Source organism: Lentzea kentuckyensis (assembly GCF_002150765.1).
In the GTDB taxonomy this organism is placed as follows: Bacteria; Actinomycetota; Actinomycetes; order Mycobacteriales; family Pseudonocardiaceae; genus Lentzea; species Lentzea kentuckyensis.
Map to the genome: position 1 here is coordinate 1 of NZ_MUYM01000034.1, position 25,750 is coordinate 25,750.

Annotated in this window: 21 protein-coding genes, 1 pseudogene and 1 riboswitch; of the genes and pseudogenes, 12 read left to right on the top strand and 10 right to left on the bottom strand. The window is 68.5% G+C overall.

Features of this window, described 5'->3' with window-relative positions:
- Positions 1-190 (bottom strand): MerR family transcriptional regulator (locus B0F77_RS17830; RefSeq protein WP_143466790.1); only part of this gene is annotated, 190 nt, incomplete at its 3' end.
- Positions 191-197: 7 nt separating this feature from the next.
- Positions 198-1,502, bottom strand: coding sequence for a serine hydrolase domain-containing protein (locus B0F77_RS17835; protein ID WP_086664040.1), 1,305 nt, complete (start codon positions 1,500-1,502; stop codon positions 198-200).
- Between the two features lie 183 nt (positions 1,503-1,685).
- Between B0F77_RS17835 and B0F77_RS17840 the strand changes: the two genes are divergently transcribed.
- From B0F77_RS17840 to B0F77_RS17860, 5 genes are read left to right on the top strand one after another with little or no spacing between them, the layout of a single operon-like run.
- On the top strand, positions 1,686-3,194 hold the full coding sequence (locus tag B0F77_RS17840; RefSeq protein WP_086664056.1) for an Hsp70 family protein: 1,509 nt from the start codon (positions 1,686-1,688) through the stop codon (positions 3,192-3,194).
- 2 nt (positions 3,195-3,196) lie between these two features.
- Positions 3,197-4,351, top strand: coding sequence for a tetratricopeptide repeat protein (locus tag B0F77_RS17845; protein WP_086664041.1), 1,155 nt, complete (start codon positions 3,197-3,199; stop codon positions 4,349-4,351).
- A complete protein-coding gene (locus B0F77_RS17850) occupies positions 4,352-4,837 on the top strand; it encodes a nucleotide exchange factor GrpE (RefSeq protein ID WP_086664042.1) in 486 nt (161 codons plus the stop codon).
- Entirely contained in the window at positions 4,819-5,406 is a 588-nt protein-coding gene (locus tag B0F77_RS17855) for a toll/interleukin-1 receptor domain-containing protein (protein ID WP_086664043.1), read from the top strand. Before B0F77_RS17850 ends, B0F77_RS17855 begins: the two co-directional genes overlap by 19 nt.
- Complete coding sequence (locus tag B0F77_RS17860) at positions 5,393-5,716, top strand: hypothetical protein (protein WP_086664044.1); 324 nt, start codon at positions 5,393-5,395, stop codon at positions 5,714-5,716. Before B0F77_RS17855 ends, B0F77_RS17860 begins: the two co-directional genes overlap by 14 nt.
- A gap of 10 nt (positions 5,717-5,726) precedes the next feature.
- On the opposite strand, the gene B0F77_RS17865 is transcribed toward B0F77_RS17860, so the two are convergent.
- Entirely contained in the window at positions 5,727-7,415 is a 1,689-nt protein-coding gene (locus B0F77_RS17865; RefSeq protein WP_086664057.1) for a glycosyl hydrolase family 8, read from the bottom strand.
- 113 nt (positions 7,416-7,528) lie between these two features.
- Complete coding sequence (locus B0F77_RS17870; RefSeq protein WP_245848348.1) at positions 7,529-8,359, bottom strand: patatin-like phospholipase family protein; 831 nt, start codon at positions 8,357-8,359, stop codon at positions 7,529-7,531.
- 64 nt (positions 8,360-8,423) lie between these two features.
- Positions 8,424-8,506, top strand: a riboswitch (S-adenosyl-L-homocysteine riboswitch).
- 13 nt (positions 8,507-8,519) lie between these two features.
- Here B0F77_RS17870 and metH point away from each other — a divergent pair.
- The 3 genes from metH (at position 8,520) to B0F77_RS17885 (ending at position 15,169) form a co-directional block, all read left to right on the top strand.
- Complete coding sequence (gene metH / locus B0F77_RS17875; RefSeq protein WP_245848349.1) at positions 8,520-12,098, top strand: methionine synthase; 3,579 nt, start codon at positions 8,520-8,522, stop codon at positions 12,096-12,098.
- Between the two features lie 76 nt (positions 12,099-12,174).
- Positions 12,175-13,209, top strand: coding sequence for a sugar ABC transporter substrate-binding protein (locus B0F77_RS17880; protein ID WP_086664046.1), 1,035 nt, complete (start codon positions 12,175-12,177; stop codon positions 13,207-13,209).
- Between the two features lie 37 nt (positions 13,210-13,246).
- Positions 13,247-15,169 carry a putative bifunctional diguanylate cyclase/phosphodiesterase gene (locus tag B0F77_RS17885; protein ID WP_143466791.1) on the top strand — a complete coding sequence of 641 codons (1,923 nt, stop codon included), beginning with the start codon at positions 13,247-13,249 and terminating at the stop codon, positions 15,167-15,169.
- On the opposite strand, the gene B0F77_RS17890 is transcribed toward B0F77_RS17885, so the two are convergent.
- Positions 15,160-16,098 carry a phosphotransferase gene (locus B0F77_RS17890; RefSeq protein WP_086664048.1) on the bottom strand — a complete coding sequence of 313 codons (939 nt, stop codon included), beginning with the start codon at positions 16,096-16,098 and terminating at the stop codon, positions 15,160-15,162. The genes B0F77_RS17885 and B0F77_RS17890 overlap by 10 nt on opposite strands.
- A 316-nt stretch (positions 16,099-16,414) precedes the next feature.
- On the opposite strand from B0F77_RS17890, the gene B0F77_RS17895 reads away from it, so the two are divergent.
- On the top strand, positions 16,415-17,545 hold the full coding sequence (locus B0F77_RS17895; protein ID WP_086664049.1) for an HNH endonuclease signature motif containing protein: 1,131 nt from the start codon (positions 16,415-16,417) through the stop codon (positions 17,543-17,545).
- A gap of 46 nt (positions 17,546-17,591) precedes the next feature.
- Positions 17,592-18,485 carry a DUF6461 domain-containing protein gene (locus tag B0F77_RS17900; RefSeq protein ID WP_086664050.1) on the top strand — a complete coding sequence of 298 codons (894 nt, stop codon included), beginning with the start codon at positions 17,592-17,594 and terminating at the stop codon, positions 18,483-18,485.
- Here B0F77_RS17900 and B0F77_RS17905 read toward each other — a convergent pair.
- The 3 genes from B0F77_RS17905 to B0F77_RS17915 form a co-directional block, all read right to left on the bottom strand.
- Complete coding sequence (locus tag B0F77_RS17905; RefSeq protein ID WP_086664051.1) at positions 18,482-21,502, bottom strand: amidohydrolase family protein; 3,021 nt, start codon at positions 21,500-21,502, stop codon at positions 18,482-18,484. The genes B0F77_RS17900 and B0F77_RS17905 overlap by 4 nt on opposite strands.
- 81 nt (positions 21,503-21,583) lie before the next feature.
- Positions 21,584-22,021 (bottom strand): SRPBCC family protein, encoded by a 438-nt coding sequence (locus tag B0F77_RS17910; RefSeq protein ID WP_086664052.1) that lies wholly within the window; start codon positions 22,019-22,021, stop codon positions 21,584-21,586.
- 18 nt (positions 22,022-22,039) lie between these two features.
- Positions 22,040-22,429 (bottom strand): hypothetical protein, encoded by a 390-nt coding sequence (locus tag B0F77_RS17915; protein WP_086664053.1) that lies wholly within the window; start codon positions 22,427-22,429, stop codon positions 22,040-22,042.
- A 199-nt stretch (positions 22,430-22,628) separates the two neighbouring features.
- On the opposite strand from B0F77_RS17915, the gene B0F77_RS17920 reads away from it, so the two are divergent.
- Positions 22,629-23,783: a metallophosphoesterase gene (locus tag B0F77_RS17920; protein ID WP_086664054.1), complete on the top strand. Its 1,155-nt coding sequence runs from the start codon at positions 22,629-22,631 to the stop codon at positions 23,781-23,783.
- Here the strand turns inward: B0F77_RS17920 and B0F77_RS17925 are convergent.
- Positions 23,770-24,300, bottom strand: coding sequence for a histidine phosphatase family protein (locus B0F77_RS17925; protein ID WP_245848350.1), 531 nt, complete (start codon positions 24,298-24,300; stop codon positions 23,770-23,772). The two genes, B0F77_RS17920 and B0F77_RS17925, sit on opposite strands and share 14 nt — an antisense overlap.
- Positions 24,297-25,205 carry a hypothetical protein gene (locus B0F77_RS49835; RefSeq protein WP_245848351.1) on the bottom strand — a complete coding sequence of 303 codons (909 nt, stop codon included), beginning with the start codon at positions 25,203-25,205 and terminating at the stop codon, positions 24,297-24,299. The genes B0F77_RS17925 and B0F77_RS49835 overlap by 4 nt, the downstream gene beginning before the upstream one ends.
- 357 nt (positions 25,206-25,562) lie before the next feature.
- Between B0F77_RS49835 and B0F77_RS49040 the strand changes: the two are divergent.
- A pseudogene (locus tag B0F77_RS49040) lies at positions 25,563-25,750 on the top strand (hypothetical protein); the annotation flags it as partial.

The window sequence follows — 25,750 nt, forward strand, 5'->3', positions numbered from 1 at the left end:
CGCGGGCGAGCGGCACCCCGGCCTCGGCGAGCGTGCGGATCTTGACCAGGTCGATCGCGTCCTGCGCGGTGTACCGCCGGTAGCCGGAGACGTCCCGCTCGGGCTCCGCGAGCAGCCCCACCTTGTGGTAGTGCCGCACCGCCTTGATCGTCACGCCCGCGTACCGGGCGAGCTGGCCGATCGTGATCACACCCGAATCATCCCACCCGGCCGAACATGCGTCCGGCGAGATCGACGCCGATGATCGTCCCCTGAGCGTCGCGAGTGAAGAACCCGCGCTGCCCGGTGAAAGCGCCGTCCGTGATCATGTACTCGTCGCGTGGCAGCAGCGCCATCGGGAACGGCGCGTGGTCGGCCGGCAGTTCCATCTCCGCGGACTCCCGGATCTCCGGCCGGAGCAGCACCTCCAGCACCAGCCCGGTTCCGGTGTCGTCGATGGTCATGACCATCGCGTCGTTGTCGTAGCCGCCCGCGACCTCACGAGCGTTGTCAGCGTTGTACGGCAACGGTTCCGGGTCCTGGTCCAGCACGCCGGCGTAGTGCTCCAGCGCGTGCCGGACCATCGCCTGGTTGAACGGAATCCCGTCCGGGCCCTGGTTCGCGACCGACACCACCGCGAAGCCGTGCGACGGCACGATCAGCAGCTCGGCGAACTGCCCGTTGGACGAACCGCCGTGCCCGATCGCCTGCACGCCGTCGATCTCGCGCAGAAACCAGCCGACCCCGATGGCGTCGCCGAGGTTGCTGCCCCGCAGCAACGCCGTCGGCCTGCGCATCTCGGCCAGGTCCACCCCGTCGCCGTCGCCCAGGTGGAATCGGGCCCACGCAAGAAGATCCTGGACCGACGCCGCGATGCCTCCGCCGGGGTTGTTGGCGCGCCAGTGCCGCCACGGCCGGGCGACCTCGCCCTTCTCGTGCCCCACGGCGAACCGGCGGGTCATCACCGCGTCGCGGTCGAAGTGCGTGTTGCCCAGCCCGATCGGCTCCAGCACCAACGACGTCATCGCCTGCTCGTAGGTCTGCCCGGTGACGTTCTCGATGATCCGCCCGGCCAGGTTGAAACCGGACTGGCTGTAGGAGGGGCGTTCCCCGACCGGCGCGATCAGCTTGAGCGTGGCGAGCTCGGCGACGTGCCGGGCCAGCGCGTCGTCGCCCTCGCCGGTGTCGGCCAGCGTGCCCCAGTCGAGCCCGGACGTGTGGTTGAGCAGCTGCCGGACGGTGAACTCGCGGTCGTCCAGCAACCTCAGCTCCGGCACGTACTCGCGCACCGGCGCGTCCAGCGAGACGCGCCCCTGGGCCACCAGGCGCATGATCGCGGTCGCGGTGAAGGTCTTGGTGACCGAGCCGAGCAGGAAGAGCGTGTCCTCGTTGACCGGCAACGGGTTCTCGACGCTCGTCACGCCGTGGCTGAAGTAGTGCTCCTGGCCGTTGTGGAGGACACCGACGGCGGCGCCGGGGATGTCGAAGCGGCTGGCGGTCTCTGCGAGGAGGTCGTTGTTCATGGCTCGAAGTCTGGAACCTTGACCCTAGGTCAAGGTCAAGCCCGAACGGTGTCCACTATCTGTCCACTATTTCCGTTAACGCTCCGATCAGACCTCGCGATGTAGTGCGCAGAATCACGACGACCAATCGGGAAACGCTATGGCGCACTACCGGAAAAATGTCACAGAAAAGAGGAGATGGGGTTGGGGCACCTGATCGGCATCGACCTGGGCACCACCTTCTCGGCCGTCGCCGTGATGGGTGAGCTGGGCAGACCCGAGATCATCACCAACCGGGAGGGCGAGAACATCACGCCTTCCGTGGTTTTATTCCAATCCGACACGACCCTCGTCGGAACCATGGCGAAACGGTCCGCCGCAATGGCGCCACTCGACACCGTGCAATTCGTGAAACGCGCCATGGGCGACGCGACGTGGCGTTTCGAGACGACCGACGGCGTGACGTTCCGCCCGGAGGAAATCTCCGCACTGATCATCAAACGGCTCAAGGAGGACGCCGAGCTGCACCTCGGCGGGCCCGTCGACCAGGCCGTGATCACGGTGCCGGCGTACTTCGACGACGGCGCGCGGCGGGCCACCAAGGACGCCGGCACGATCGCCGGGCTCACCGTCCACCGGGTGCTGAACGAGCCCACCGCCGCCGCCCTCGCGTACGGCCTGGACACCGCCGACGCCGGCACGGTGCTCGTCTACGACCTCGGCGGCGGCACCTTCGACGTGACGGTCATGCGGATCGAGAACCGGGAGTTCACCACCGTCGCCACGAACGGCGACCGCAACCTCGGCGGGTTCGACTGGGACAACGCGTTGATGAACCTGCTCAACGCGCGGTTCCAGGAGCTGGGCGGCCCCGACCTGCTCGACGACGACCACACCGAGGCGGACCTGCGGGAGAAGGCCGAGACCGCCAAGCGCGCCCTGACCACGATCCAGAAGACGAAGGTCGTGCTCAGCGCGGGCGGGACCACCAGGACGGTCGAGGTGACCCGGAAGGACTTCGAGGAGGCCACCTCCAGCCTGCTCAGCAGAACCCGGGACCTGACCGCGATCCTGCTGGAGGACGCCGGCCTGTCCTGGTCCGATGTGGACACCGTGCTGCTGGCCGGCGGCTCGACCCGGATGCCGATGGTGCGCGAGATGATGGAGTCGTTCTCCGGCAGGAAACCCGAGCGGGCCTTCAACCCGGACGAGGTCGTCGCGCTCGGTGCCGCCGTGCAGGCCCACATCGTCGACGTCGAGCGGACCGGCACGAAGTCCGCGCTGCCCGCCATCACGATCAGGGACGTGACGTCGCAGGGGCTCGGCATCCTGATCCGCGCGGACACCGGCAACATGGAGAACGCCGTCATCATCGCGCCCAACACCAGGATTCCCGCCAAGCACACGGACTCGTTCCGCACCGTCTCGGACAACCAGACCGAGATCAGGGTCTCGGTGACCCAGGGAGACGACGCCGACCCGTCGTTCGTGAAGGTGATCGGCGAGCAGATCCTGCCCATCCCCGCCCATCCCGCGGGTGCGCCGGTCGACGTGACGTTCGCCTACGACATCGACCAGACCGTCTTCATCGAGGTCGCCGACCTCACCACGAACCGGTCCCTCGGCACCTTCGAGGTCCACGACGTGTCCAACATGGACAGTGCGGAGAAGGACCTGGCGACCGGCAAGATCCGCGCGTTGGAAGTGAGCTGACCATGACCACGTCCCAGTTCGTCAACCTCTACGAGGTGCTCCAGGTCGGGCAGGCCGCGGACGCCGACGAGATCCGCAAGGCCATCACCAAACAGCGCCGGCAGTGGATCAAACGGCAGGGCAGCGCCGATCCCGACCGCCGCGCCGAGGCCGAGGCCCGCGTGCGCGACATCGACCGCGCGGAGAAGGTGCTGCTCGACGCGGGCGCGCGGGCCGCGTTCGACCGCGAGCTCGCCGACTACCGGCCCCCGGCGGGACCGGCCGCGGGTGGCAACGGCATCGACTGGCTCGACCGCGCCCGCGGCTACCTCGACCAGGACAACCCGAACGCCGCGAACTACGCCGCCCGCGAGGCGATCAACCTGCGGGGCAACGACGACGCGGCCTGGTTCGTGCGGGCGCACTCGTCGTTCCTGCTGGGCAACGCCGGCGATGCCGAGTACGAGTTCGCCGAGGCCATTCGACTGGCCCCGCAGAACTCCCTGTACCACTACGGGCTCGGCGAGGCCTACGCCGCGATGGGCAAGTGGCAGCAGGCGATGCGCAAGTACGAGGAGGCGCTGCGGCTCGACCCCGGCAACCCCGAGTACCGGACGTCGATCGCGCAGGTGTTCCTGCAGAACGACGCGGCGGGCAAGGCGCTGGAGATCATGGAGTCGGTGGTGCGCGAGCACCCCGACAACCCGGCGTTCCGCTACTACCTCGCCATCGCGCTGCACGACGAGCTGATGGACCACCTCGGCAAGCTCGGACCGTTCGTGGCGTACGGCCAGGTGATCAACGACGGCGGCTTCTACGTCCTGTCCGAGGAACAGGCGTCGCTGGTGTCGAAGCGCGCTGACACCATCGCGAACCTCAAGACCGGTGACCCGGACGTCGAAACGCTGGTCAAGGAGCTCCGCGAGATGGCCCGTGAAGCACTCGCGCCGAAGTGGGACTGGGTCAACTGGCACAAGTGGTTCCTGGCTCTGCTGATCTTCGGCATCATTCCGTTCCTCGGCGGGATGGGCTCCGGCAGTCCCGGCAGTGTGTTCATGGGCTTCCTGATGATGGTGCTCATCGGTGGCATGTTCTACGTCCTGCGCTACAAGCCGATGTGGAAGCACCGCCTCAAGGCGGCCACCGCGCTCGGCCGCGTCGAGAGAAGAGGGCGCTGAATGGACGCGGACACCCCGGAGCACGACCTCGGCAAGGAACTCGCCGAGCTGCGCGACCTGTTCCAGCGCAGACTGCTCAACGACCGGCTGCAGAAGCAGATGTACGACGAGCTGTGCCGGCAGCTCGACCAGGCGGGCGACGACCGGGTCCGGCAGATCCTCGAACCCGTGCTGCGCCAGGTGATCCTCGTGCTCGACCGGATCGAGGCCGCACCACAGTGCGGGGACGTCGACTCGATCTCGAACGAGCTGGAGGAGTTGCTCGTCCGGCAGGGCGTCAACCGGATGGCCTGCGTCGGCACGCCGTTCACACCGAACCTGCACCAAGCGGTGCGCGTCTCCGACGTGGCCAGCGCCGAGCACGACGGCGTGGTGCTGCGCGAGGTGCGCGGCGGCTACCTGCACGGCGACCGGGTGCTGCGCGCGGCCGAGGTCGAGGTCGGCCGGTTCACGCCGGGAGGTGAGCCGTGCGCCGCGTCTTCCTGAGCTACCGGATCAAGGACAGCGTGCACGCGACGGCGTCGATCGCCGCCCTGCTCGCCCAGCACTACGGCCAGGACAACGTGTTCCGCGACCGGGACTCGTTGCCGCTGGGTTCGGTGTACCCGCGACGGATCCGGCGCGAGCTCGAACGCGCGGACGTGGTGCTCGCCGTGATCGGCCCGTCGTGGCTGACCGCCAGGAACCGCGACGGCGTGCGGTGCCTGGACGACGAACGCGACTGGGTGCGCACCGAACTGCGGATGGCGTTCGAGCGCGACATGCAGGTCGTCCCGGTGCTGCTGGACGACACCAAGCTGCCCGACCGCGCGCTGCTCCCCGCCGACATCGCGCTGCTCAGCCTCTCCATGTACTGGCAGGTGCGGCACCGGACGTTCGAGTCGGACGTCCGCGGGCTGATCGCGGAACTGGAGGGCCGGCCGGGCGACGCACCGGCCGGGAGCGGTCCGGTGCAGCACAACACGGCCACCAGCGGCGGGAACGTCTACGCCAACCAGGGCGGCGGCGACTTCACGATCCACCTGAGCAACGGGAAGTCCGATGAACGCTCCTAGAGACCCCAAGTTCGGGCCGTACCAGCAGAACAGCGCGTCCAACGGCGGCAACGTCTTCGCCAACCAGGGCAACGGCCCGATGAACGTCCATCAGGACAACAGCACCCACATCAACGCGAAGTACCGCACGTGGACCGGCTGGGCGATCATCGTGATGCTCGCCGCCGACGTCGCCTTCTTCTTCTACGGCGCGGCGGCGTACACCGGCGGACGGGACGTGAACGGTGACGGGATCAGGGCCTTCGGCTACCTGTTCATGATCACCATCACCATCAGCCTCATCCGCCGGTGGTTCCGCCAGAAGTTGTGACCGCGAGGTGTCACGGAATCCAGTGGTTGCCGCTCACCGTGATCATCACCTGCAGCTGGATGCTCGCGCCGAAGTACGTGTCCGTCTGGATCGGCGTGTTCACCATCTTGTCCCACAACGCGTCCAGCCACGCCTGGCTGCCGGGGTCCGTCGTGGCCGCGACCGCGAACGGCGCGACGAACGCCGAGTCGCTGCCGCTGTCGATCTGCGTGCCGTTCAACTGGTAGCCGACCGCGATCTTGCTCGGATCGCCGCCGGTCTTGGCCTTGATCCACGTGTTCAGCCTGCGCGCTGCCGCCAGCGACTTGCCGTCGCCGGTGACCGCCGCGTCGGCGCCGATCCGCCACGGGTCGCGGCAGGCGTTGTACCAGTACTTGCCGTCGGTCGCGGCCTCCTCGAGCATCTCACCGACAGCGGGCTTGGCCGAGGAGTTGGTGTCCTGCACGAAGTCCGGGAGCAGGCCGGTGCTCGCCGCGTACTTCGACTGCAGCGAGGCGATCAGGTCCTGGTGCTTGGCGCGGATCGTGTCCCAGGCCGAGTCGCCGGTCGCCCTGCGGAACGCGCGGAAGTGGTCCGCCATCCAGTCCGACGACCGGGAGCCGTAGTACTGCCTGCTGTTGTCCGGGCCGGACCAGTCGCCCATCAGCAGCAGGTTCGTGTTCGGGTTGATCAGGCTCTTCTTGATCGCGTTGATGTTCTTCACCGCGATCTGCTTGTAGTTGTAGGTGCCGGCGCTGCCCCACTGCCGGTCGGCGAGCAGCAGCCCGTAGGCGGTGTCCATGTCACCGTCGGTCGCGCTGTCGCCGCCGTTGACGCTCGTGCACGCGGTGTCCTGCTCGGACGCCAGCAGGTCTGGGTTGTTCACCGACGGGTGCGCGAGCTTGTACTTCAGCAGGCCGTCGAAGATCTTCTTCGCGTCCGGGTCGGCGCCCGCCATCGTCGCGGTGATCACCATGCCGTAGCCCTGCGCCTCGGCCACGTACGGGAACTTCGCGTCCGGCGAGATGACCTGGTACCAACCGTTGCCGCAGTTCTGCTTGACGAACGCGGACTTCCAGCGCTGGTAGTAGTCGACGATCCCGGCGTCCAGCGCCGACGTGCTGCCCGACGGACGGAGGATGCCCGCCGCGTACGGGGTCTGCCTGCTGCCGAACGGGTAACCGAGGCCCGACGGTGGCGGAGTCGTCGTGGTGGTGGAAGTCGTGGTTGGCGGGGTGGTGCCGCCATCGACGCCGTAGACCTCGAACTCCCACAACGAGTAGCCGTACGCCGTGCCACGGGCCGTGCCGTAGACCCGCACGTACCGGCCCGAGCCGGACACGGTCAGGTCGTCGACACCACCGTCACCGGTGCTGGTCGAGTACACGTCGGTCCACGCCGAACCGTCCGCGGAGGTCTGCACGCGGTACGACCTGGCGTACGCGGCCTCCCAGTCGAGCCTGACCCTGCTGATCGCGTGCGCCGAGCCGAGATCGACCCGGAGCCACTCCGGGTCGTGCCCCTCCACCGAGGCCCAGCGGGTCGACGTGTTGCCGTCGACCGCCTTGGCCGCCTCGAAGCCGGATCCCTCGACGGAGGAAGCCGTGACCGCCTTGCCGCGGGAGACCAGTGGATCCGCCGCCGACGCACTGGTCACCCCCGCCACGAGGAGACCGAGCACGAGCCCGGCCGCCCCCACTGCCGTAGTTCTGCCGCCCACGACCGCCTCCAGCAATTAGTTAACAAAGCTGTCAATGCGAGTTGGGCGACGATATGCAGGTCAACGGCCTGCGACAAGAGGTACCGACCAGTTGTTGCGCGTTCGAACAGTCCCTAACCCCAGACCTCGTGAACCGCTTCGGCGACCGACGCGGCCTGCGCCAGCCCCGCCTCGGCAGCGGGCTTGCGCCGCGCGGGATCGAGCAGGTTGGACCCGATCGCGGCCAGCGCGGCCTTGTCCGGACTCACCACGACCGACGGCACGCCGAGCCGGGCGAGCTGACCCGCGGGACTGCCGGCCGGGGTGACCGACCGGGTCAGCGGCGCCACGACCACGACCCGCGAGTACCCGGCCGCGAGATCCGCGTTGGCCACCGACCGCATGCCGCCGTCCATGTACCGGTGGCCGTCGATCGTGACGGGCGGCCACACCAGCGGCACCGCGCAGCTCGACGCGACCGCCTTCACCAGCGGCACCCCGCTGTCCCGGTCGAACGCCACGAACCTCCCGTCGGCGGTGTCCACGGCGGTCACCTTCAGCGCCCGCTCCGGCCAGTCCTGAGTGGACAGCCGGGAGGCGAACACCGCGAGCCGGTCCGCTTCGGACGGCGTGCGGGCCTTCAGCGCCGCGCGTCCCAGCCGGGCCCGCTTCTGCGCGGAAGTCCCCGGCATCACGTACGAGAGCGCGTACCTCATCACCATCCACGCGGTCAGCCGCGCCGGGATCTCCCCGTCGGGCGGCAACAGCTGACCCGCGTAGAGGTCGGCGAGCGGCACACCGCCCGCCAGCTGCGTGGCCACCACCGACCCGGCGGACGTCCCGACGAACAGGTCCGCGTCCGTCAGGTCGACGCCCGCTTCCGCGAGTCCGTGCAGAACCCCTGTCTCCCAAGCGATTCCGGTGACACCACCGCCACCCAGCACCAACGCGCGTTCTCCAGTCACACCGGCCATCCTAAGGAGTGAGACCGGTTCCTGGTCCATGGTCGGTCTTGGTAGCCTGGAACGCGAGGCCGAGAAGCGCTGCAACGGGCCATGGTCGCCTGCCACGCTCGGCTTCGCTCCACCACGAAACAAGGGCGCTTCCGACTTCTCGGGAGCGCGCGTGAGTGGTCTGAAGTCCCTGCTGAACCAGCGGATCGTGGTGCTCGACGGCGCCTGGGGCACGATGTTCCAGCAGGCCGGCCTCTCCCCCGCCGACTACTACGGCACGGAGTTCGGCGACCACCTCCCCGATGTCGCGGGCGACCCGGACCTGCTCAACCTCACGCGCCCCGACCTGGTGCTCGACGTGCACCGGCAGTACCTCGCGGCGGGCGCGGACATCACCACCACCAACACCTTCACCGCCACCTCGATCGCTCAGGCCGACTACCGGCTCGAGGACCGCGTGCGCGACATGAACCTGGCGGGCGCCCGGCTCGCCCGGCAGGCCGCCGACGAGTTCGGCGGCCGGTTCGTCGCCGGGTCGGTCGGGCCGCTCAACGTCACGCTCAGCCTGTCGCCCAAGGTCGACGACCCCGCGTTCCGCGCGGTCACGTTCGAGCAGGTCAAGGCCACCTACGCGGAACAGATCGCGGCGCTGCACGAAGGCGGCGTGGACCTGCTGCTGATCGAGACGATCTTCGACACCCTCAACTGCAAGGCCGCCATCGCCGCGGCCAACGAGGTGGCGCCCGACCTGCCGCTGTGGATCTCGGTGACGATCGTCGACCTGTCCGGCCGCACGCTCTCCGGCCAGACCGTCGAGGCGTTCTGGGACTCGATCGCACACGCGAAGCCGCTGGTCGTGGGCGTCAACTGCTCGCTGGGCGCGGAGGAGATGCGCCCGCACGTCGCCGACCTCGCGCGGCTCGCGGACACCTACGTCGCCTCCCACCCCAACGCCGGTCTGCCCAACGCGTTCGGCGGCTACGACCAGACGCCGGACGAGACCGCCGCGCTGCTGAAGGACTTCGCGGCCAACGGCATCGTGAACGTCGTCGGCGGCTGCTGCGGCACCACGCCCCCGCACATCAGGGCCATCGCGGACGCCGTCAGGGACACCGCGCCCCGCAAGGTCGTGGAACCCCGCAACACCACCAGGTACAGCGGCCTGGAGACGTTCGAGATCGGCCCCGACACCGGGTTCGTGATGATCGGCGAGCGCACCAACGTCACCGGCTCGGCGAAGTTCCGCCGGCTGATCGAGGCCGACGACCACCAGGCGGCGCTCGCGGTCGCGCTGGACCAGGTCCGCGGCGGCGCGAACCTGCTGGACGTCAACATGGACGCCGACCTGCTCGACGGCGAGCAGGCGATGACGACGTTCCTGAACCTGATCGCGACCGAGCCGGAGATCGCCCGCATCCCGGTGATGATCGACAGCTCCCGCTGGGGCGTGCTGCAGGCCGGGCTGCGCTGCGTGCAGGGCAAGGGCGTGGTCAACTCGATCAGCCTCAAGGAGGGCGAGGGCCCGTTCCTGGAGCAGGCCCGCACGATCCGCGACCACGGCGCCGGTGTCGTCGTGATGGCGTTCGACGAGCAGGGTCAGGCCGACACGACCGAGCGCAAGGTCGAGATCTGCGGCCGCGCCTACGACCTGCTGACGCAGCGGGTCGGGTTCCCGGCCGAGGACATCATCTTCGACCCGAACGTGCTCGCCGTCGCGACCGGCATCGAGGAGCACAACGGCTACGCCAAGGCGTTCATCGACGCGCTGCCGCTGATCAAGCAGCGATGTCCGGGGGCCCGCACCAGCGGTGGCATCTCGAACCTGTCGTTCTCCTTCCGCGGCAACGACGTCGTCCGCGAGGCGATGCACTCCGCGTTCCTGTTCCACGCCGTTCGCGCGGGGCTCGACATGGGCATCGTCAACGCTGGCCAGCTCGTCGTCTACCAGGACATCCCCGCCGACCTGCTCGAACTGGTCGAGGACGTGATCTTCGACCGCCGCGAGGACGCCACCGACCGGCTCGTCACGCACGCCGAGACCGTCAAGGGCCCCGGCACGAAGCGCGTCGTGGACCTGACCTGGCGCGAGGCCCCGGTCGGCAAGCGGCTGGAGCACGCGATCCTGCACGGCGTCGTCGACTTCATCGAGGAGGACACCGAGGAGGCCCGCCAGGCCCTGCCGCGTCCTCTCGACGTCATCGAGGGCCCGCTGATGGACGGCATGAAGATCGTCGGCGACCTGTTCGGCGCGGGCAAGATGTTCCTGCCCCAGGTCGTGAAGAGCGCTCGCGTGATGAAGCGCGCGGTCGCGTACCTGGAGCCGTTCATGGAGAACGAGCCGAAGTCGACGGCCGGCGGCAACGGCAAGGTCGTGCTCGCCACGGTCAAGGGCGACGTCCACGACATCGGCAAGAACATCGTCGGCGTCGTGCTGGGCTGCAACAACTACGAGGTGATCGACCTCGGCGTGATGGTCCCCGCCGCGCAGATCCTCGACACCGCGATCCGCGAGCACGCCGACGTCGTCGGCCTGTCCGGGCTGATCACGCCGTCACTCGACGAGATGGTCTCGGTCGCCGAGGAGATGCAACGGCGTGGCATGAAGCTGCCGTTGCTGATCGGCGGCGCCACCACCTCCCGCCAGCACACGGCCGTGAAGATCGCACCGGTCTACGACGAGCCGGTGGTGCACGTCCTGGACGCGTCACGGGTCGTCGGCGTCGTGTCCGATCTGCTGGACGACCGGCGCGGCCACGAGCTGAACCTCGCGAACCGCGCTGAGCAGGCACGTTTGCGTGAGCAGCACGAAAACCGCAAGTCCGTGCCCTTGCTGAAGCTGCAGGACGCGCAGGCGAATCGGGAAAAGGTCGATTTCTCCGAATTGCCGACGCCCGCGTTCACCGGCACCCGCACGATGACGCCGTCGTTGAGTGAACTGCGCGAGTTCATCGACTGGACGTTCCTGTTCCTGGCCTGGGAGCTCAAAGGCAAGTTCCCGGCGATCCTCGACCAGCCGGTCGCGCGTGAACTCTACGACGACGCGACCGCGTTGCTAGACGAAATCATCGCCAATGAGTCGTTCGAGGCAAAGGGCGTCTACGGCTACTGGCCCGCGCATTCCGCCGGCGACGACATCCAGTTGGAAAACGGCACGCTGATCCCGATGCTGCGGCAGCAGACCCAGAAGCCGCTGTCCCGCCCGAACCGTTGCCTCGCGGACTACGTGGCTCCCGAGGGCGACCACATCGGCGGTTTCGCGGTGACGATCCTCGGCGCCGAGAAGCTCGCGGCACGGTACGAGGCCAAGCACGACGACTACCGCGCCATCATGGTGAAAGCGCTGGCGGACCGGCTCGCCGAGGCGTTCGCCGAGTGGATCCACCTGCGGGCCCGCCGCGACTGGTTCGAGCCGGACGCCCAGCCGGAACTCGCTGACCTGCACGCCGAGAAGTTCCGCGGCATCCGGCCCGCGCTCGGTTACCCGGCCTGCCCCGATCACACGGTGAAGCGTGAACTGTTCGATCTCCTCGGCGCAGAGGAAATCGGCGTCGCCCTGACGGAGTCGTTCGCGATGAACCCGGCGGCGAGCGTGAGCGGCCTGATCTTCCAGCACCCGGAGGCGAAGTACTTCACCGTGGGCCGATTGGGTCGTGACCAGGTCGAGGACTACGCGCGCCGATACGGCAAGCCGGTGGCCGAGGTCGAACAGTGGCTGCGCCCCAACCTGGGTTACGAACCTTCCGCAACGTGAAAGCGCTTCCCGGTTCTGTTGTGAGCACGACAGCCGTTGTCCCGATTTGGCACCAAGCGATGTAGCATCGGCCGCCATGCGAGCTGCGGCCCTGGTGCTAGGCCTGGTGCTGTTGTCCGGGTGCGGTGGCGCCGCGAAGTCGGAGGCGTTACCGCACATAGGTTTCGTGGTCAAGCGCACGGGTGGTTCGTTCGCACAGGAGATGACCAGTGGGTTCCACGAAGGCGTCGGCCGCATCGGTGGTGTGAGCGCGACGGTGACGGGCCCGCCCGGTCAGGACGGACACAAGGAAGTCGAGTTGTTCCGGGATTTGACGATGGCGGCGATTGACGGAATCGCGGTCGCCACGTCCGAACCGGCACTCATGGCGCCCTCGATCGGTGAGGCGTTGAGCCAGCACGTCGCCGTGGTCGGCGTGGACATGCGACTCACCTCGAGTTCCGGGGTGAAACTCCACATCGGTAACGACAACTACGAACTCGGCGAAAAACTGGCTGACGAGTTGATGCGCCGATTGCCTCCGAACGCGACCGGAACAGTGGTGCTGGGAAACACCGCGCCGGGACTCGCCGGGTTCGACGACCGGGCCGATGGGATCCGGGGCCGATTCGCGGAAAAACTACCGGGGGTGTTGGTGCTGGGGCCATTCGACACGCAACGTGACGACGAAGCGAATCGTGACGCGTGGCGACGGCTGGTGGCAGCGAACCCGAACGCGCTGGCGTTCGTTGGTACGGGCGACTGCGACGGGGTCAACCTCGCCGCGCTGAAGACCGAGAGGTCAGCGAAGTGGCTGGTGGGCGGTTTCGGGGTCGACCCGAGAACGTTGCAGGCGGTGCGGGACGGCGCGATGGTGGCGACGATCTCGCCGGAGCACTACCTCAAGGGTGCCGTGGCGGGCTGGCTGCTCGCGCGGCACGCGACGGGTGTGGCGACACTGCCCGAGGGCTGGGTCGAGACGCCGGGGCTCACGGTGACCACCGCGAACCTGGAGCAGATCCTGCACCGGCAGGAGTCGGAGAAGGCGCGCAGGGAGTTCTTCCAGCCACAGATCGACGGGTTCGTTCAGGATCCCTCAAGTTGGGTGCGACCCTTGGAGCAGGCACGGTGAGCCTTCGGGGTGGAGCAAGCACGGTGGAGCAGGCACGGTGAGCTTTTGGGAAGGCCGCGCCACCGCACGGGTGGCGACGGCGGGGCTGACGGCCGGGCTGCTCGCCCTCGCGGGTCTGGCGCTGTGGAGCAGCGTCAGCGCGCAGGCGACGACCGCGCACGTCCGGGCACTCAACAACTCCAGCGAGCGGTGGAGCCGCGTGCTGGAGCACATCAACGTCGCCGACAACGCCTTACGCGACCTTGAGCTCGCACGCACAGAGCAGACCATCGAGCCGTTGCAGAACTCGGTCGGTTCCGCGCGCGTTGAGCTGGAGTGGCTGCGCACGCAGGGCCAGCCGAACGACGTGGCGGTCGCGTCTCGGCTGTTGCCGCTCTACGACCAGTCCACGGACATGCTGCGCAAGGTGATCGCCGCCCACGACCCGTTGCAGGCGGACCAGGCGGGGCTCGCGCACTCGTCGTTGCGCCGCACGATCTCCTCGACGATCGGCGCCCAGCGGCTCGACACCACCGAGTACCTGCGCGCGGCCGACGAGAAGAACACCCGGCTGCGGGTCGCCCAGATCGTGGCGTTCGTGCTGGACGCGTTCCTGGTGGGCCTGTTCGGCATGGTCCTGCTGGGACACCGCCGCAAGATCCTGCGCCAGGCCGCCAAGAACGAGCACGAGGCGCACCACGACGCCCTGACGGGTCTGGCCAACCGGACGCTGCTCGCGCGCCGGATGGAACAGGCCGTCGACAAGGCGCGCAGGAAGGACGAGCCGCTCGCGTTGCTGATCGTGGACCTCGACAGGTTCAAGGAGGTCAACGACTCGCTCGGGCACCACACCGGCGACCTGCTGCTGCGCCAGGTGGCCAACCGCCTGTCGTGGGCCGTGCGCGACACGGACCTGGTGGCACGCCTGGGCGGCGACGAGTTCGCGGTGCTGCTGCCGGGCGTCGGTTCCGCCGAGAACGCGTCGATGGTCGCCGAGAAGATCCTGTCCGCGCTGGCCATGCCGGTCACGCTGGAGGGTCTGGAACTGGAGATAGCGGGCAGCGTCGGCGTTGCGCTGTGCCCGTCCGACTCAGGCGATGGTCACGAACTGCTGCGGCACGCGGACATCGCCATGTACGCGGCCAAGCGCGAGAAGTCCGGTGTGGCCGTGTACGACGCACGCCTGCACAAGCGCGGCGCCGCACACCTGACGGCCGTGACCGAGCTGCGGCACGCGATCGACCGCGGCGAGCTGTTCCTGCAGTACCAGCCCAAGGCCCTGGCCAACACGGGCGCGGTGTGCGGTGTCGAGGCCCTGGCCCGCTGGCAGCACCCGACGCGTGGCCTGGTTCGCCCCGACGAGTTCATCCCGATCGCCGAGGAGAACGGCCTCATCGAGCCGTTGACCCGCTACGTCATCGACGCCGCGCTGCGGCAGTGCCGGGCCTGGTCGGACGCGGGCTGGGAGGTCCCGGTGTCGGTGAACGTGGGCGCGGCCTGCCTGCACCACACCGAGTTCCCCGGCGACGTGGCCGACCTGATCAAGCGCCACGGCCTGCCGGCGCGCCTGCTGACCCTGGAGATCACCGAGTCGGCGATCATCTCCGACCCGGACCGCGCGGTGGAGGTGTTGCGCGGCCTGACCGAGCTCGGCGTGCGGCTGTCCATCGACGACTTCGGCACCGGCTACTCCTCGATCTCGTACCTGCGCAGCATGCGGGTGCACGAGATGAAGCTCGACCGTTCGTTCGTCACGCACATGTGCACCGACGCGGGCGACAGCGCGATCGTGCACGCCCTGGTGGCGCTGGCCCGCAACTTCGGGCTGCAGGCCGTGGCCGAGGGCGTGGAGGACCAGGACACCTGGACGGCGCTGGCCGAGGCCGGCTGTGACGTCGTGCAGGGGTACTTCCTCAGCGAGCCGTTGCCCGCCGAGGAAGTCGTTTCCTGGCTTGGCGATCGGGCCGCGGCTCACGCGTAGGGATCGGTGTCCCGCCACTGGTTGATGAACGGCTGCAGGAAGTCGACCATGGCGGGCAACTGGTCCGCGCACGACAGGTACGCGATCACCCGGATCGCACCGACCGAGTTCACGAACCGGAGTACGTCCTTGTCCAGCGGGCGCAGGCCGTTCCTGGCGGCGCCGCGGTTGTAGGCGGCTTCGAGCTCCAGGCCGAGGCCGCCCAGGTCCCACTCGACCGGGCCCCTGGTGATGAGCTCGAAGTCGGAGAACAGCGGGCCGTTCGTGCTCGCGAAGATGTTGGCGGGCGGTGAGTCGCCGTGAATGGGCTGCAGGTCGATGCCCGGGAACGCCTTGCTGAACGCCTCTTCATCGCTGACGAGCGGTTCGAGGATCTGCCATTCCTGCTTGGCCCGCTGGAGATCCTTCGGGTCGACGACGTCGGGGTGGGTTTCCAGCTTGTCGAGGGCTTCCCGGACGAACCTCGGTTCCGCTGAGGACAGGAAGTCCAGCTCGCCCGGGTAGTTCTTGAGTGCGCTGTGCAGGTCTGCGGTGAGCTCGGAGTTCTTTACGTAGTCCGGTGGCGTGGACTTGTCCTCGTCGGTGAACGGCCAGAAGGTGATCGAGAAGCCGTCCTTCTGCACGGGTTTGCGTTCGACCAGCGGGCTGGGCGGGATCACCGGGGTGCCCTGGTCGTGCAGCCACTGGGCGACGTCGAGTTCTTGTTGCTGGCGTTTGGCCAGGTTTTCGAGGGTGGTCGTGTGCGGCAGGACGGTGGGGATGCGGGCTACCACCGGGGATGGGGCCAGGTGCACCACCACGGAGAAGAGTTCGTAGAGGACCTTGCCTTCGGTGATCTCCAGGCCTTGTTCGCGACCTGCTGCCACTGCGGCTTCCTTGGCCGCGTTGGTGCGGTTGGCGATGTCTTCTTGGGTCGCGAAGGTTGTCATCGCATGATCGTGTCACTCCGTCTTCTGTGTGCGCAGGTCCTTTTTCGGGATTCGCCTTGCGGCGACCCGGCACATGCCCTCCTTCGTCGGGCGTGTGCCGGAACGAATTTCTGTGGACCGGTTGGTTGGGTGATTGCGGGGCGTGGTCCATTTACGTTGTTTGAGCTCCGGGGGCGTGCGTGGTTGCTAGTGGTTGCGTGTCATAGAGAGAAAAACGACGCACGGGCTATACGGCGGCATGTCTGAGCTGGGGTTTCACTCTATTGAGTGGCTGGATTTGGTCATTTTGGTTTTTGATCAAGAATAGAATTGGGGCATGGAAGCGGTCGAGGTTCTCGATGCTCTTGCGTATCACGAGAGGGAAATCGCCTATCATCAGGCGCAGTCGTTGCGTGTGCTCGCCGACTACGCGATTGCGTGTGAAGGGGAGGAGTTCTTCGACGCCGAGATTGCGGCGGCCATGCGCTGGACGTCCCGGTGGACCACCGACCAGATCGCCCTGGCGCTCGACCTCGCCTCCAAGCTTCCCCGGACGCTGGACGCGTTGGAGAAGGGCGAGATCGATCTGTACAAGGCTCGTGTCCTGCACGACAAGACCGTGCCGTTGTCCGCTGATCTTGCCGCTCAGGCGGAGGAGCGGGTGCTGGCCAAGGCGTCGGAGCAGACCGGAGCGCAGATGCGGCAGTTCACCCATCGTGTGGTGATGCGGGTGGATCCCGAGGGGCACCGGGAGCGGGCTGAGGAGCGCAAGAAGCAGCGGTGCACCGGGATCGACGCCTTGGAGGAGGACATGGCGCGGTTCTGGGCTTATCTGCCCGCGCACCTCGCGACCGCCTGCTACGCCCGTGTCGACGCCATCGCCCGCCAGACCAAGACGCCCACCGACCCGCGCACCCTCGACCAGGTGCGTGCTGACGTGGTCGCCGACCTGATCCTCGCCACGCCGGACAAGTCGAGTGCGGTCAAGGTGGAGCTGTATGTCGCGGTGTCCGCGGCGACGCTGATGGGACTGTCCGAACAGCCCGGCGAGCTGGCAGGTTATGGGCCGATCACCGCTGGTCTGGCTCGTGAACTGGCCGGAGACTCCACCTGGCGGCGGTTGCTCACCGATCCCGTCACCGGTGAGGCGCTGGAGTTCGGCACGTCCACTTATCGCCCGCCCGCCGCGCTGCGCCGGTTCGTCTGGACCCGCGACCGCACCTGCAGGTTCCCGGGGTGCACCCGCCAGGCGCAGCGCACCGACCTCGACCACACTGTCCCGTTCCCACTCGGAACCACCTCGGCGGCCAACCTCGGCGCGTTCTGCAGGCGGCATCACCGGGTCAAGCACCGCACCGCCTGGGAAGTCACCCAGCCGAAACCGGGAAGGTTCTGCTTCCGCAGCCCGGCCGGAAGGACCTACCGACGCGAACCGGAACCAGTGCTCGGCGACCCGCCACCGTTCTGATCGGTGGAAGTAGGGTCGTGTCCATCAAACTGATCTGGGGGATCACGTGCACGACCATTCCTGGGCTGACGCCTATCACGCCGACGACCAGTTCCTGGGCGAGATCTTCGCGCTCGCGTTCGTCCGCGACGTCAAACCGCTCGACGCGATGCGCCGCGTCGGCGGGCTGCCGGACACCCTGGCGGAGCGCACCCCGGACGAGATCGCGGAGCTGCACGACTTCGACCACGGCTACCCGGAAGTGGTGTCCGCGCTGGCGCTCGGCGAGTGGACGGTCTTGCTGCAGCCGAACGGGTTCTGGGTGTCGAGCCTCGACAACGCCCTGTCGCGCGGCACCGAGTCCGTCACCGTGCTGCGGCACGACTACGCGTCGCCGAGGTTCACCTACGCCGTGGACGGCGAGGTCGTCACGACCTTCCACCTCAACTACCCGGACATGCGCGGCGGCTCGGATCGTGACCGCTTGCTCGCGCCGATGCGCGAGGCCGGGTTCGACCCCGATGACGACGAGGGTCAGTACGGCGAGGCCCACAGCCGGGGGCTGCGGCTCGCTGAGTTGATCACCGGGGTCGCACCGACGTTCGAGCAGCTCGTCGCGCCGTTGCCGAGCATGCACTTCGACCACTGGTTCAGCCGTACCCGCCCGTCCACAAGTACCACCGAGCGCGTTGACGACCTCGTCGCGGAACTCGACCTGGCCGCAACGCCCGGCCTGGCCGATGCGCTGGCGGCGGCCGGGCGAGGCGAACCTGTGGTGGTCACGCCGGAAAGCGAGCTGGGACAACACGTGCGCGCGTGGTCGACGCTGGCACGCACGGCGAGCTGGTCGCTCAACGGCGACGGGCGGTGTCGTATGACCGACGAGGAACGTCGGCGCGGTTACCGCTTCGGCCACCTGACCTCGGCGCTGGCCGTCGCGTTCCGGTCGGACCTGGCCTAGTGGTCGCAGCAGACGCGTTCCGCCCACTCCGGTTCGTGCCACCAGTGCTTGTTCACCGCTGACGGCAACGCGGGCAGGTCCGCCGCGTAAGCGCCGAAGGTCGGTTGCTCGCCGCGATAGGGCTCCAGCAGGTCCGCGACGCGGTGCAGCCGGCCGCCGACCATGACCTGCTTGACGTTCGCAGCCGCCTTGATGTCGGTCAGCGGATCACCCTCGACGAACGCGATGTCCGCGGGCGCGCCCGGCCTGATCGTGCCGAGCGGCAGGCCCAGCCACCTGGCCGGGTTGCGGGTCGCGGTGATCAGCGCTTCCCTTGGGGTGAAGCCGTATTCGACCAGTGCGCGCAGGTTCATGTGCGTGGCGGTGGCGGGGCTGTCGAGCGGTGCGTCGGTACCGCAGATGATGAACCCGCCGCCGCGGTGGACCTTCAGCGCGAACTCGACCCAGCCGCGCAGGAGCGCGCGGGACGACGAACCCGTTGGTGTGCCTTGGTTGTTGGCGTCGGCCAGGTTGCGCTCGTACTCCCACGGCGGGTAGAGCACGCGGGTGCGTTCGTCGGTGGCGAGCGACTTGTCCGTGTCGTACAAGGCACGTGAGTGGAACAGCGTGGGCGTCATCGACATGCCGGAGCTGGTGAACAACGCGACCACGTCCTGGTACGCGTGGCCCTGGCGGGTGATGGTGTGGGAGTAGCCGAGACGGTTGGTGGCACCGACGTGTTCCATGCCGTCCATGCCGATGTTGGCCGCCGGGTACAGGTAGTGCGACGACAGCGGAACCTGTGACCGTTGCACGGCCGCGCGCTGCAGATCGACCGGGAGGCGCACGTAGGTCTTGATCATGTCGTAGTCGAGCTCGTGCGCACGGCGCAGTTCCAGGTCGAGTTGCGCCCTGGTGAGCGTCGGACGCATGAAGTTGTAGTAGACACGGGAACCGTCGACGGCCTCACCGGTCGCGTAGTACCGCGGTCCGACCAGAGCTCCGGCGGCCAGGGCCTCGCGGGTCTCGATCATCTGGTAGACCGGATCGCCGGGCGAACGGACCGTCGTGATGCCGTAGGCCAGCCACACCAGGCCCTGGCGCGCGCCCCATTGACGGCCGCGCAGGTGCCAGTGGTTGTGGGCGTCGATGAGACCGGGGATGGCGGTGAGGCCGGACGCGTCGACGTCGGCGCGGCCGTGGTGCGGCCGGATCTCCCTGACCGCGCCGTTCTCCACGACGATGTCGACGTCCCGCTTGAGCTCGTGCGCCTCGCCGTCCCAGTAGGCACCGACGTGGATCACCTCGCGGTCGGGCGCCTTCGGCCGGCGCCAGCTCAGGTCGTGCCGGATCGTCGTCGGCCGTCCGTCCAGTGTGGACCTGCGCAGTCGGCCGTTGTTGAGGTACACCAACGCGTTGTTGCCCTGCCACGCCAGCGAGTCGGTGAACTCACGGGTGACCTGCTGCGGTTCACCGAGGAAGTTCCCCTTGGCGTCGACGGGAACGACCCACGCGACGCTCTCCACGACGAACGCGATGTGCTTGCCGTCCGGCGACCACACCGGGCCGTCGTCGCCACGCGTCGCGATCGAGCGGAACGGCATCGGCTCGGTGTACCTGAGCTCGCCGCTGACCAGGTCGACGCTCAGGATCTGGCTGGTGCCCTCGCGGAACCGGCGCGAGAACGGCTTCACCGCCGCGAGCGCGACCGTGTTCCCGTCCTTCGACCAGGTCGGCCGACCCGGCTGGAACAGCGTCGGCGCGACCTGGCGGCGGCCCTGCCGGTCCGCGATCCACAGCTGGCCGTCCTGGTCCAGGTAGGCGACCCTGGTGCCGTCGGGCGAGTACCGCGGCGTGAGCTGGGCGTGCGGCGCCAGCGCGAACACCTTGTCGTCACCGGTGTTCAGGTCGCGGACCCGCAACTGGGCGACGCCGGTGCGGTCGCTGGAGTAGATCAGCTTCGTGCCGTCCGGCGAGAAGTCCGGGTCGGAGTCGAAGTACTTGCCGGTGGTCAGCTTCCTGGCCCTGCCGTCGTCCAGCAGGTAGATGGCGTTCAGCGCCCGGAAGGCGATCTTCTTGCCGTCCGGCGACACGACCGGGCTCGCGATGCCCTTGACCACGCCTCCCGCGAGGTTCTTCGTGCGGTGCGGCCGCCGTGTCGTGCGGACCGGCACCGTCGCCTCGAACGCGATGTCCTTTGTGGACTCGCCGGCGCGCGACCGGATCTTGCCGTCGGCGGTGTAGAGAACGCTGTCGCCGTCCCAGATCGGCGCGAAGCCGAACACGTCCTGCCCGGTGACGACCGCCGTGGTACCCAGCATCAGCTCGGCCTGACCCGGCCGCATCCGCGTGTAGCTGGGCTGGTCGCCAGGCCCGAACGCGGCGCCGAACAGCTGCGTGCCCGCCGGAGCCGTGATCAGCCGCTCGCGCTTGCCGTCCAACGACACCACGTCGACCGCCGCGTTGCCGACGGTGAAGATGATCCGCGTGCCGTCGGCGGACCACTGCGGTGCCGACGCCTCGTCCGGCACCCCGGTGAGCTGGGTGATCGCACCGGACCGCACGTCCAGCACGTGCACGCCGTAGCTGCCGGCCCGGTCGCTCACGAACGCGATCTTCGTGCCGTCCGGTGAGAACGCGGGCTCGCGGTGATCGAACTTCCCGGTCGTGAGCTGCCGGAGCGTGCCGCCGTCGAGCCCGATCACGTACAGGTGGTAGTTGCCGTCCCGATAGGACTGGAACACGATCTCGTTGCCCGGCCCGAACGACGGCAGCGTGGCGTCCTGCAGCTCGTCGGTGAGCTTGCGCGCCTCCCCGCCCGCGGCTGGCAGCACCCAGATCGCCGTGACGAGGTCGATCGCGAGCCACTTGCCGTCCCGCGACCGCGCCACCGAGATGTTGGTGCCCTGCGTCAGCTTCACGCCGGCGCCACCGCTGGTTTCGGCCTGCGCGGCACCGATCGTCAGCGTGGACGCGGCGGTGGCGACGGCAGCCGCCTGACCGGTGCGAGTCAGCAGTTCACGACGCGACAGTTCCATGGCGGCGGCACTCCCCCAGTGTTGATCCCTTGCAGCACCAACCCTGCCACTGAAGAGGCCGCGCGCTATCAGCCGTTCGGCCTAGCGGACCGCTTCGACGTTCCTTTTGAGACGCCCCAGATCGGCGGCTATACTCCGCCGCACCTGCCAGCGCATCAACGGTTCCGCGACCGCGAAGAACCCGCCCGGCGCTCCCGTCGCCCGGATCGCGACGTTCGTCCCCTCCGGCACGTCGGCCAGCTCGTAGCGCACGGTCATCGGGAACGGCTTCTCGACCTTCATCTCGATCAACCGGTCCGGTTCGTGCTCCGTGACGACATAGCCGTAGTCGAAGGTGCGGCCCAGGAACTTCGCCGTCCGCACCACCGTCGCGCCCCGCACCAGCAACCCCGGCTGGTCAGGCCTGCTCGCGGTGATCCCGCCCGTCCACGCGAGGTCGTTGGCGGGATCGAACATGTACGCCGCGACCTCGGCCCGCGGCCGGTGCACCACGACCTCGGGCCGTACATCCACGCTCATGGACGGAGGTTAGTCCTGCTAGAGCGCGAGCGCTCCCTCGATCCGGGCCACCATCGCGTTCTCGGAGTCCACGACCACGCCGTCGGCCTCCGCCACCTCGCGGCAGATCGCCAGCACGGCGCGCGGGAAGTCGGCGGCGTCCTCGAGCGAGCGCGCGGTGAGGGTCTTCATCGAGGAGCGCAGCGCCTCCAGGACGACCGGCTCGATCTCCTCGTCGGTGCCCGCGGGCACGGACGGACGGGCGGCGCCCAGGACACCGCGCAGGTCCGGCGACAGGTTCGCGAGAGCGCGCAGGCCGGCGAACCGCTCCTCCAGCACGGGGCCGGGGTCGGCGTGGGAGACCAGCAGCATCGCGCCGTACACGGCGGTGCGCAGCGTGCGGCTCTCCTCGTCGGTGTAGAAGATCATGGTTCCTACTCCAGGTCGTCGGGTCAGGCGGTCGCTGAGGTGCTGATATGAGGACTCGCGGCCCGGTCGACGGTTGCGTCGGACGAGGTGGAATGCCTCGAAAACGCCTGTGACGCACGTCTACGCCGGCTCGGGCGAACAAAGTGCGCCGCCCGTGCGTTGAGATGGATTGACCGCAGTGATTCTGGAGGATGGACGAATGACGACGACCGCGGCCCGGCCCCGCATCACGGTACGGCGCGTGGTCTTCACGCTCGTCCTCCTGACGGTCACCACGCTGCTGTTCTGGGTGCCGTTCGAGGGTCTGTTCGCGGCTGGCGCGGAGTGGCCGGACCCGGTCCGCCCGATCGCCGCGATCCTCTTCGCCGGCGCGGCCGTGAGCATGATCGTGTTGTTCACCCGGCGCCACAGCGACCGGGCCGCGCGGATCTCCCAGTTCCTGCTCGGGTTCGTCTGGATCGCGTTCGTCTGGACGCTGATCTCCGACGTGCTCAGGCTCGCCCTGGCCCTCGGCGGCGTCGAGAACCCGCTGCGCGCCCGCCTGATCGCGGTCCTGCTCGCCGTGCTCATCGCCGCCGTCACGACCTACGGCGTCTACGAGGCCATGCGGGTGCCGCGGATCAAGCGCCAGGACGTCACCATCCCGCGCCTCGACCCGGCGTTCGACGGCCTGACCATCGCCGTCATCACCGACACCCACTACGGCGCGATCAACCGCACCAAGTGGTCCAAGGGCATGGTCGACGCGGTCAACAAGCTCAACGCCGACGTCGCCGTGCACGTCGGTGACATCGCGGACGGCACTGCCGAGCAGCGCCTCGAACAGGCCACCCCGCTCGGCGACGTGAACACGAAGCACCGCTTCTACATCACCGGCAACCACGAGTACTACTCGAACGCGCAGGGCTGGATCGACCTGATGACGCGCCTGGGCTGGAAGGCGCTGCACAACGAGCACGAGACGCTGGAGCGCGGCGACGCCCGCCTGGTGTTCGCGGGCGTCGACGACATCACCGCAGACCACTCGGGCGAGCCCGGCCACGCCGCCGACCTCGCGCTCGCGTTGCGCGGCGCCGACTCCAGCGCGCCGGTCGTGCTGCTCGCGCACCAGCCGTCGGAGATCCGCAAGGCCGTCGAGGCGGGCGTCGACCTGCAGCTGTCCGGGCACACGCACGGCGGGCAGATCTGGCCGTTCCACTACCTGGTGCGGTTGCAGCAGCCGGTGGTCGCCGGCCTGAGCAGGCACAGCGACCGCACCCAGCTCTACACCAGTCGCGGCGCCGGCTTCTGGGGCCCGCCGATGCGCGTGTTCGCGCCCAGCGAGATCACGGTGCTCACGCTCAAAGCCCGTTGAGGTGCCCTGAGTCGTTGAACCGCACCAACGCCGGTGGCTTGCCCGTCCGGTAGCGGATCACGGTGAGCGCGGCGTTGTCGTGGTTCAGCGTCAGCCATCGTTCGGGCGGGGCGTCCAGCGCGTCCCGCACCAGCCAGCTGATCAGGAACGCGTGCGTCACCACGAGCACCGGGCCGTCGCCGGGGCGGGCGAACCGCGTCTCGGCCTCGTGCGCCAGCGCCGGGCCGCGGGTGCGTTCCGACTCGGGGAACTGGTCGAAGAACTCGTCGTGGCCTGGAACGAAGTGCGGCACGAAGTCGTCCGCCGCGGCCTCGGCCCGGCAGGGCACCTTCAGCACCTCGGCGATGATCGACGCGGTTTCGGCGGCACGTGGCAACGGCCCGTGGTGCACCGCCGCGAAACCCGTGCCCCGCAACCGTTCCGCGAGCAGCTCCGACTGCCTGCGGCCGCGTGCGGTCAGCCTCGATTCGTCCTTCGTCGCCTCGCCGTGCCGGACCAGGTGCAGATCTCTCGTCACGCCGTGCAGTCTGCCTTGATGGCACTCGCGGCGTGATGGGCGTAGGTAGGTCCGGAGTTGTTCCAGTCCTGACCTCGGGTGAGCAGCTGCACGGTGAGGTTTCCGCTGGATTTGAACTTGCCCGCGTTGACCCATTGGCCGCGCTTGTCGACCTGCTTGATCGCGAACGACGCCAGCGGGGCGCCACCGACGCCGTTGCGGTCGAAGACGTTGTACACGGTCGGGTTACCCCCGACCTCCTCGATGTTGCCGTTCGGGATGAACACCGAGACCTCGCACGTGCCGGCCGCGGTGAACGTCCACTGCCCGTAGGCGGAGGCGTCGTCGCGGCGCGCGTCGCCGGACATCGGGATCGACACGAACGCCGAACCGCACTTGCCGTCGCCGTGGTCGACCCAGCCCTTGCGGCCGTCGCGGTACAGGCCGACGTTGGTGTAGCCACCGCAGCCGGGGCCCATGGTCAGCGACTTGGCGCCGGTGACCGCCCGGGTTTCGGTGTTGTTGCCGGGCGCGGAAGGCGTGGCCTGTGTCGTCGTCGGGAGCAGGCCCAGCGCAGACGACGCGAGCGTCGGGTTCACGCCGTTCGACTCCCCCGGCAGTTCCTCCGGCGGGATGATCAGGCCCGGCAGGTAGCTGTGCGAGGGCGCCGCGACATCCGAGCCGCCATCGCCCGAACCGCCACTGAACGTGACGATGACGATGCCCGAGAGGACCAGCAGTGCGGCCGCTGCGGCGATCAGGGCAACGCGCCGGTTGAGCGGACGGTTCGGCGGTTTCTCCTCCTGCGGCGGCAGATCACCGGCGGCAGCCCAGCGTTCGCGGCCCCTGGCGCGGGCAGCCTCCATCAACGCTGGGTCGGGCGCCAGATGGCGCTCGGTCGGTTCGTCGGGGAACTGGGTGGGCACGGAGCGCAGTGTGCCAGGACCACAGGGTCACCCGAACGCGTGGTTCTTTCACAAACGGGTCGTTTGAACTCAATTAACCGCACGCTGTGTTGACGGTCGGACCGTTTCGTCTACGTTCCGTCACAACCGCTGGTCCAGGCAGAATCAGTTCCTGACTCCTGAGTCAAGCCAAGAACCGTCCCGCACCTGCGCACACCACGCCCACCGGGCCGGAAAACCCGGATCTTGTTCCGGCGCGCGGGTCACAGTCGGGAAACACCTGCAGAACGCGTTGGTCTCATGGCGTTTCGGGGCAGCAAAAACGTTTCAGGACAGCGGCGGTAGCCAAGCATCCGTGCGCGGCCTAGGGTGCCCGCCATGCCTTCAGGTAGACAGGTAGTCGTGCTGTTGGCCGCGTTGGTCGCGGGCTGCGGCACGACCGTCACCGGCAATCCCGTCGCCGCACCACAATCACCCACCACCTCGGCGTCGCAGACCGTCACCGTCGTGACGACGACACCTCCGCCGAGCAGCAGCGCCACTCCTCCGCCACCCGCGCCCCCGCC

Excerpts from the sequence above, each read along its gene's own strand:
- B0F77_RS17895 (WP_086664049.1), top strand. The coding sequence starts at position 16,415 with ATGGAAGCGGTCGAGGTTCTCGATGCTCTTGCGTATCACGAGAGGGAA.
- B0F77_RS17890 (WP_086664048.1), bottom strand. The coding sequence starts at position 16,098 with ATGACAACCTTCGCGACCCAAGAAGACATCGCCAACCGCACCAACGCG.
- B0F77_RS17860 (WP_086664044.1), top strand. The coding sequence starts at position 5,393 with ATGAACGCTCCTAGAGACCCCAAGTTCGGGCCGTACCAGCAGAACAGC.
- B0F77_RS17920 (WP_086664054.1), top strand. The coding sequence starts at position 22,629 with ATGACGACGACCGCGGCCCGGCCCCGCATCACGGTACGGCGCGTGGTC.
- B0F77_RS17915 (WP_086664053.1), bottom strand. The coding sequence starts at position 22,429 with ATGATCTTCTACACCGACGAGGAGAGCCGCACGCTGCGCACCGCCGTG.
- B0F77_RS17850 (WP_086664042.1), top strand. The coding sequence starts at position 4,352 with ATGGACGCGGACACCCCGGAGCACGACCTCGGCAAGGAACTCGCCGAG.
- B0F77_RS17835 (WP_086664040.1), bottom strand. The coding sequence starts at position 1,502 with ATGAACAACGACCTCCTCGCAGAGACCGCCAGCCGCTTCGACATCCCC.
- B0F77_RS17845 (WP_086664041.1), top strand. The coding sequence starts at position 3,197 with ATGACCACGTCCCAGTTCGTCAACCTCTACGAGGTGCTCCAGGTCGGG.
- B0F77_RS17880 (WP_086664046.1), top strand. The coding sequence starts at position 12,175 with ATGCGAGCTGCGGCCCTGGTGCTAGGCCTGGTGCTGTTGTCCGGGTGC.
- B0F77_RS17905 (WP_086664051.1), bottom strand. The coding sequence starts at position 21,502 with ATGGAACTGTCGCGTCGTGAACTGCTGACTCGCACCGGTCAGGCGGCT.
- B0F77_RS17910 (WP_086664052.1), bottom strand. The coding sequence starts at position 22,021 with ATGAGCGTGGATGTACGGCCCGAGGTCGTGGTGCACCGGCCGCGGGCC.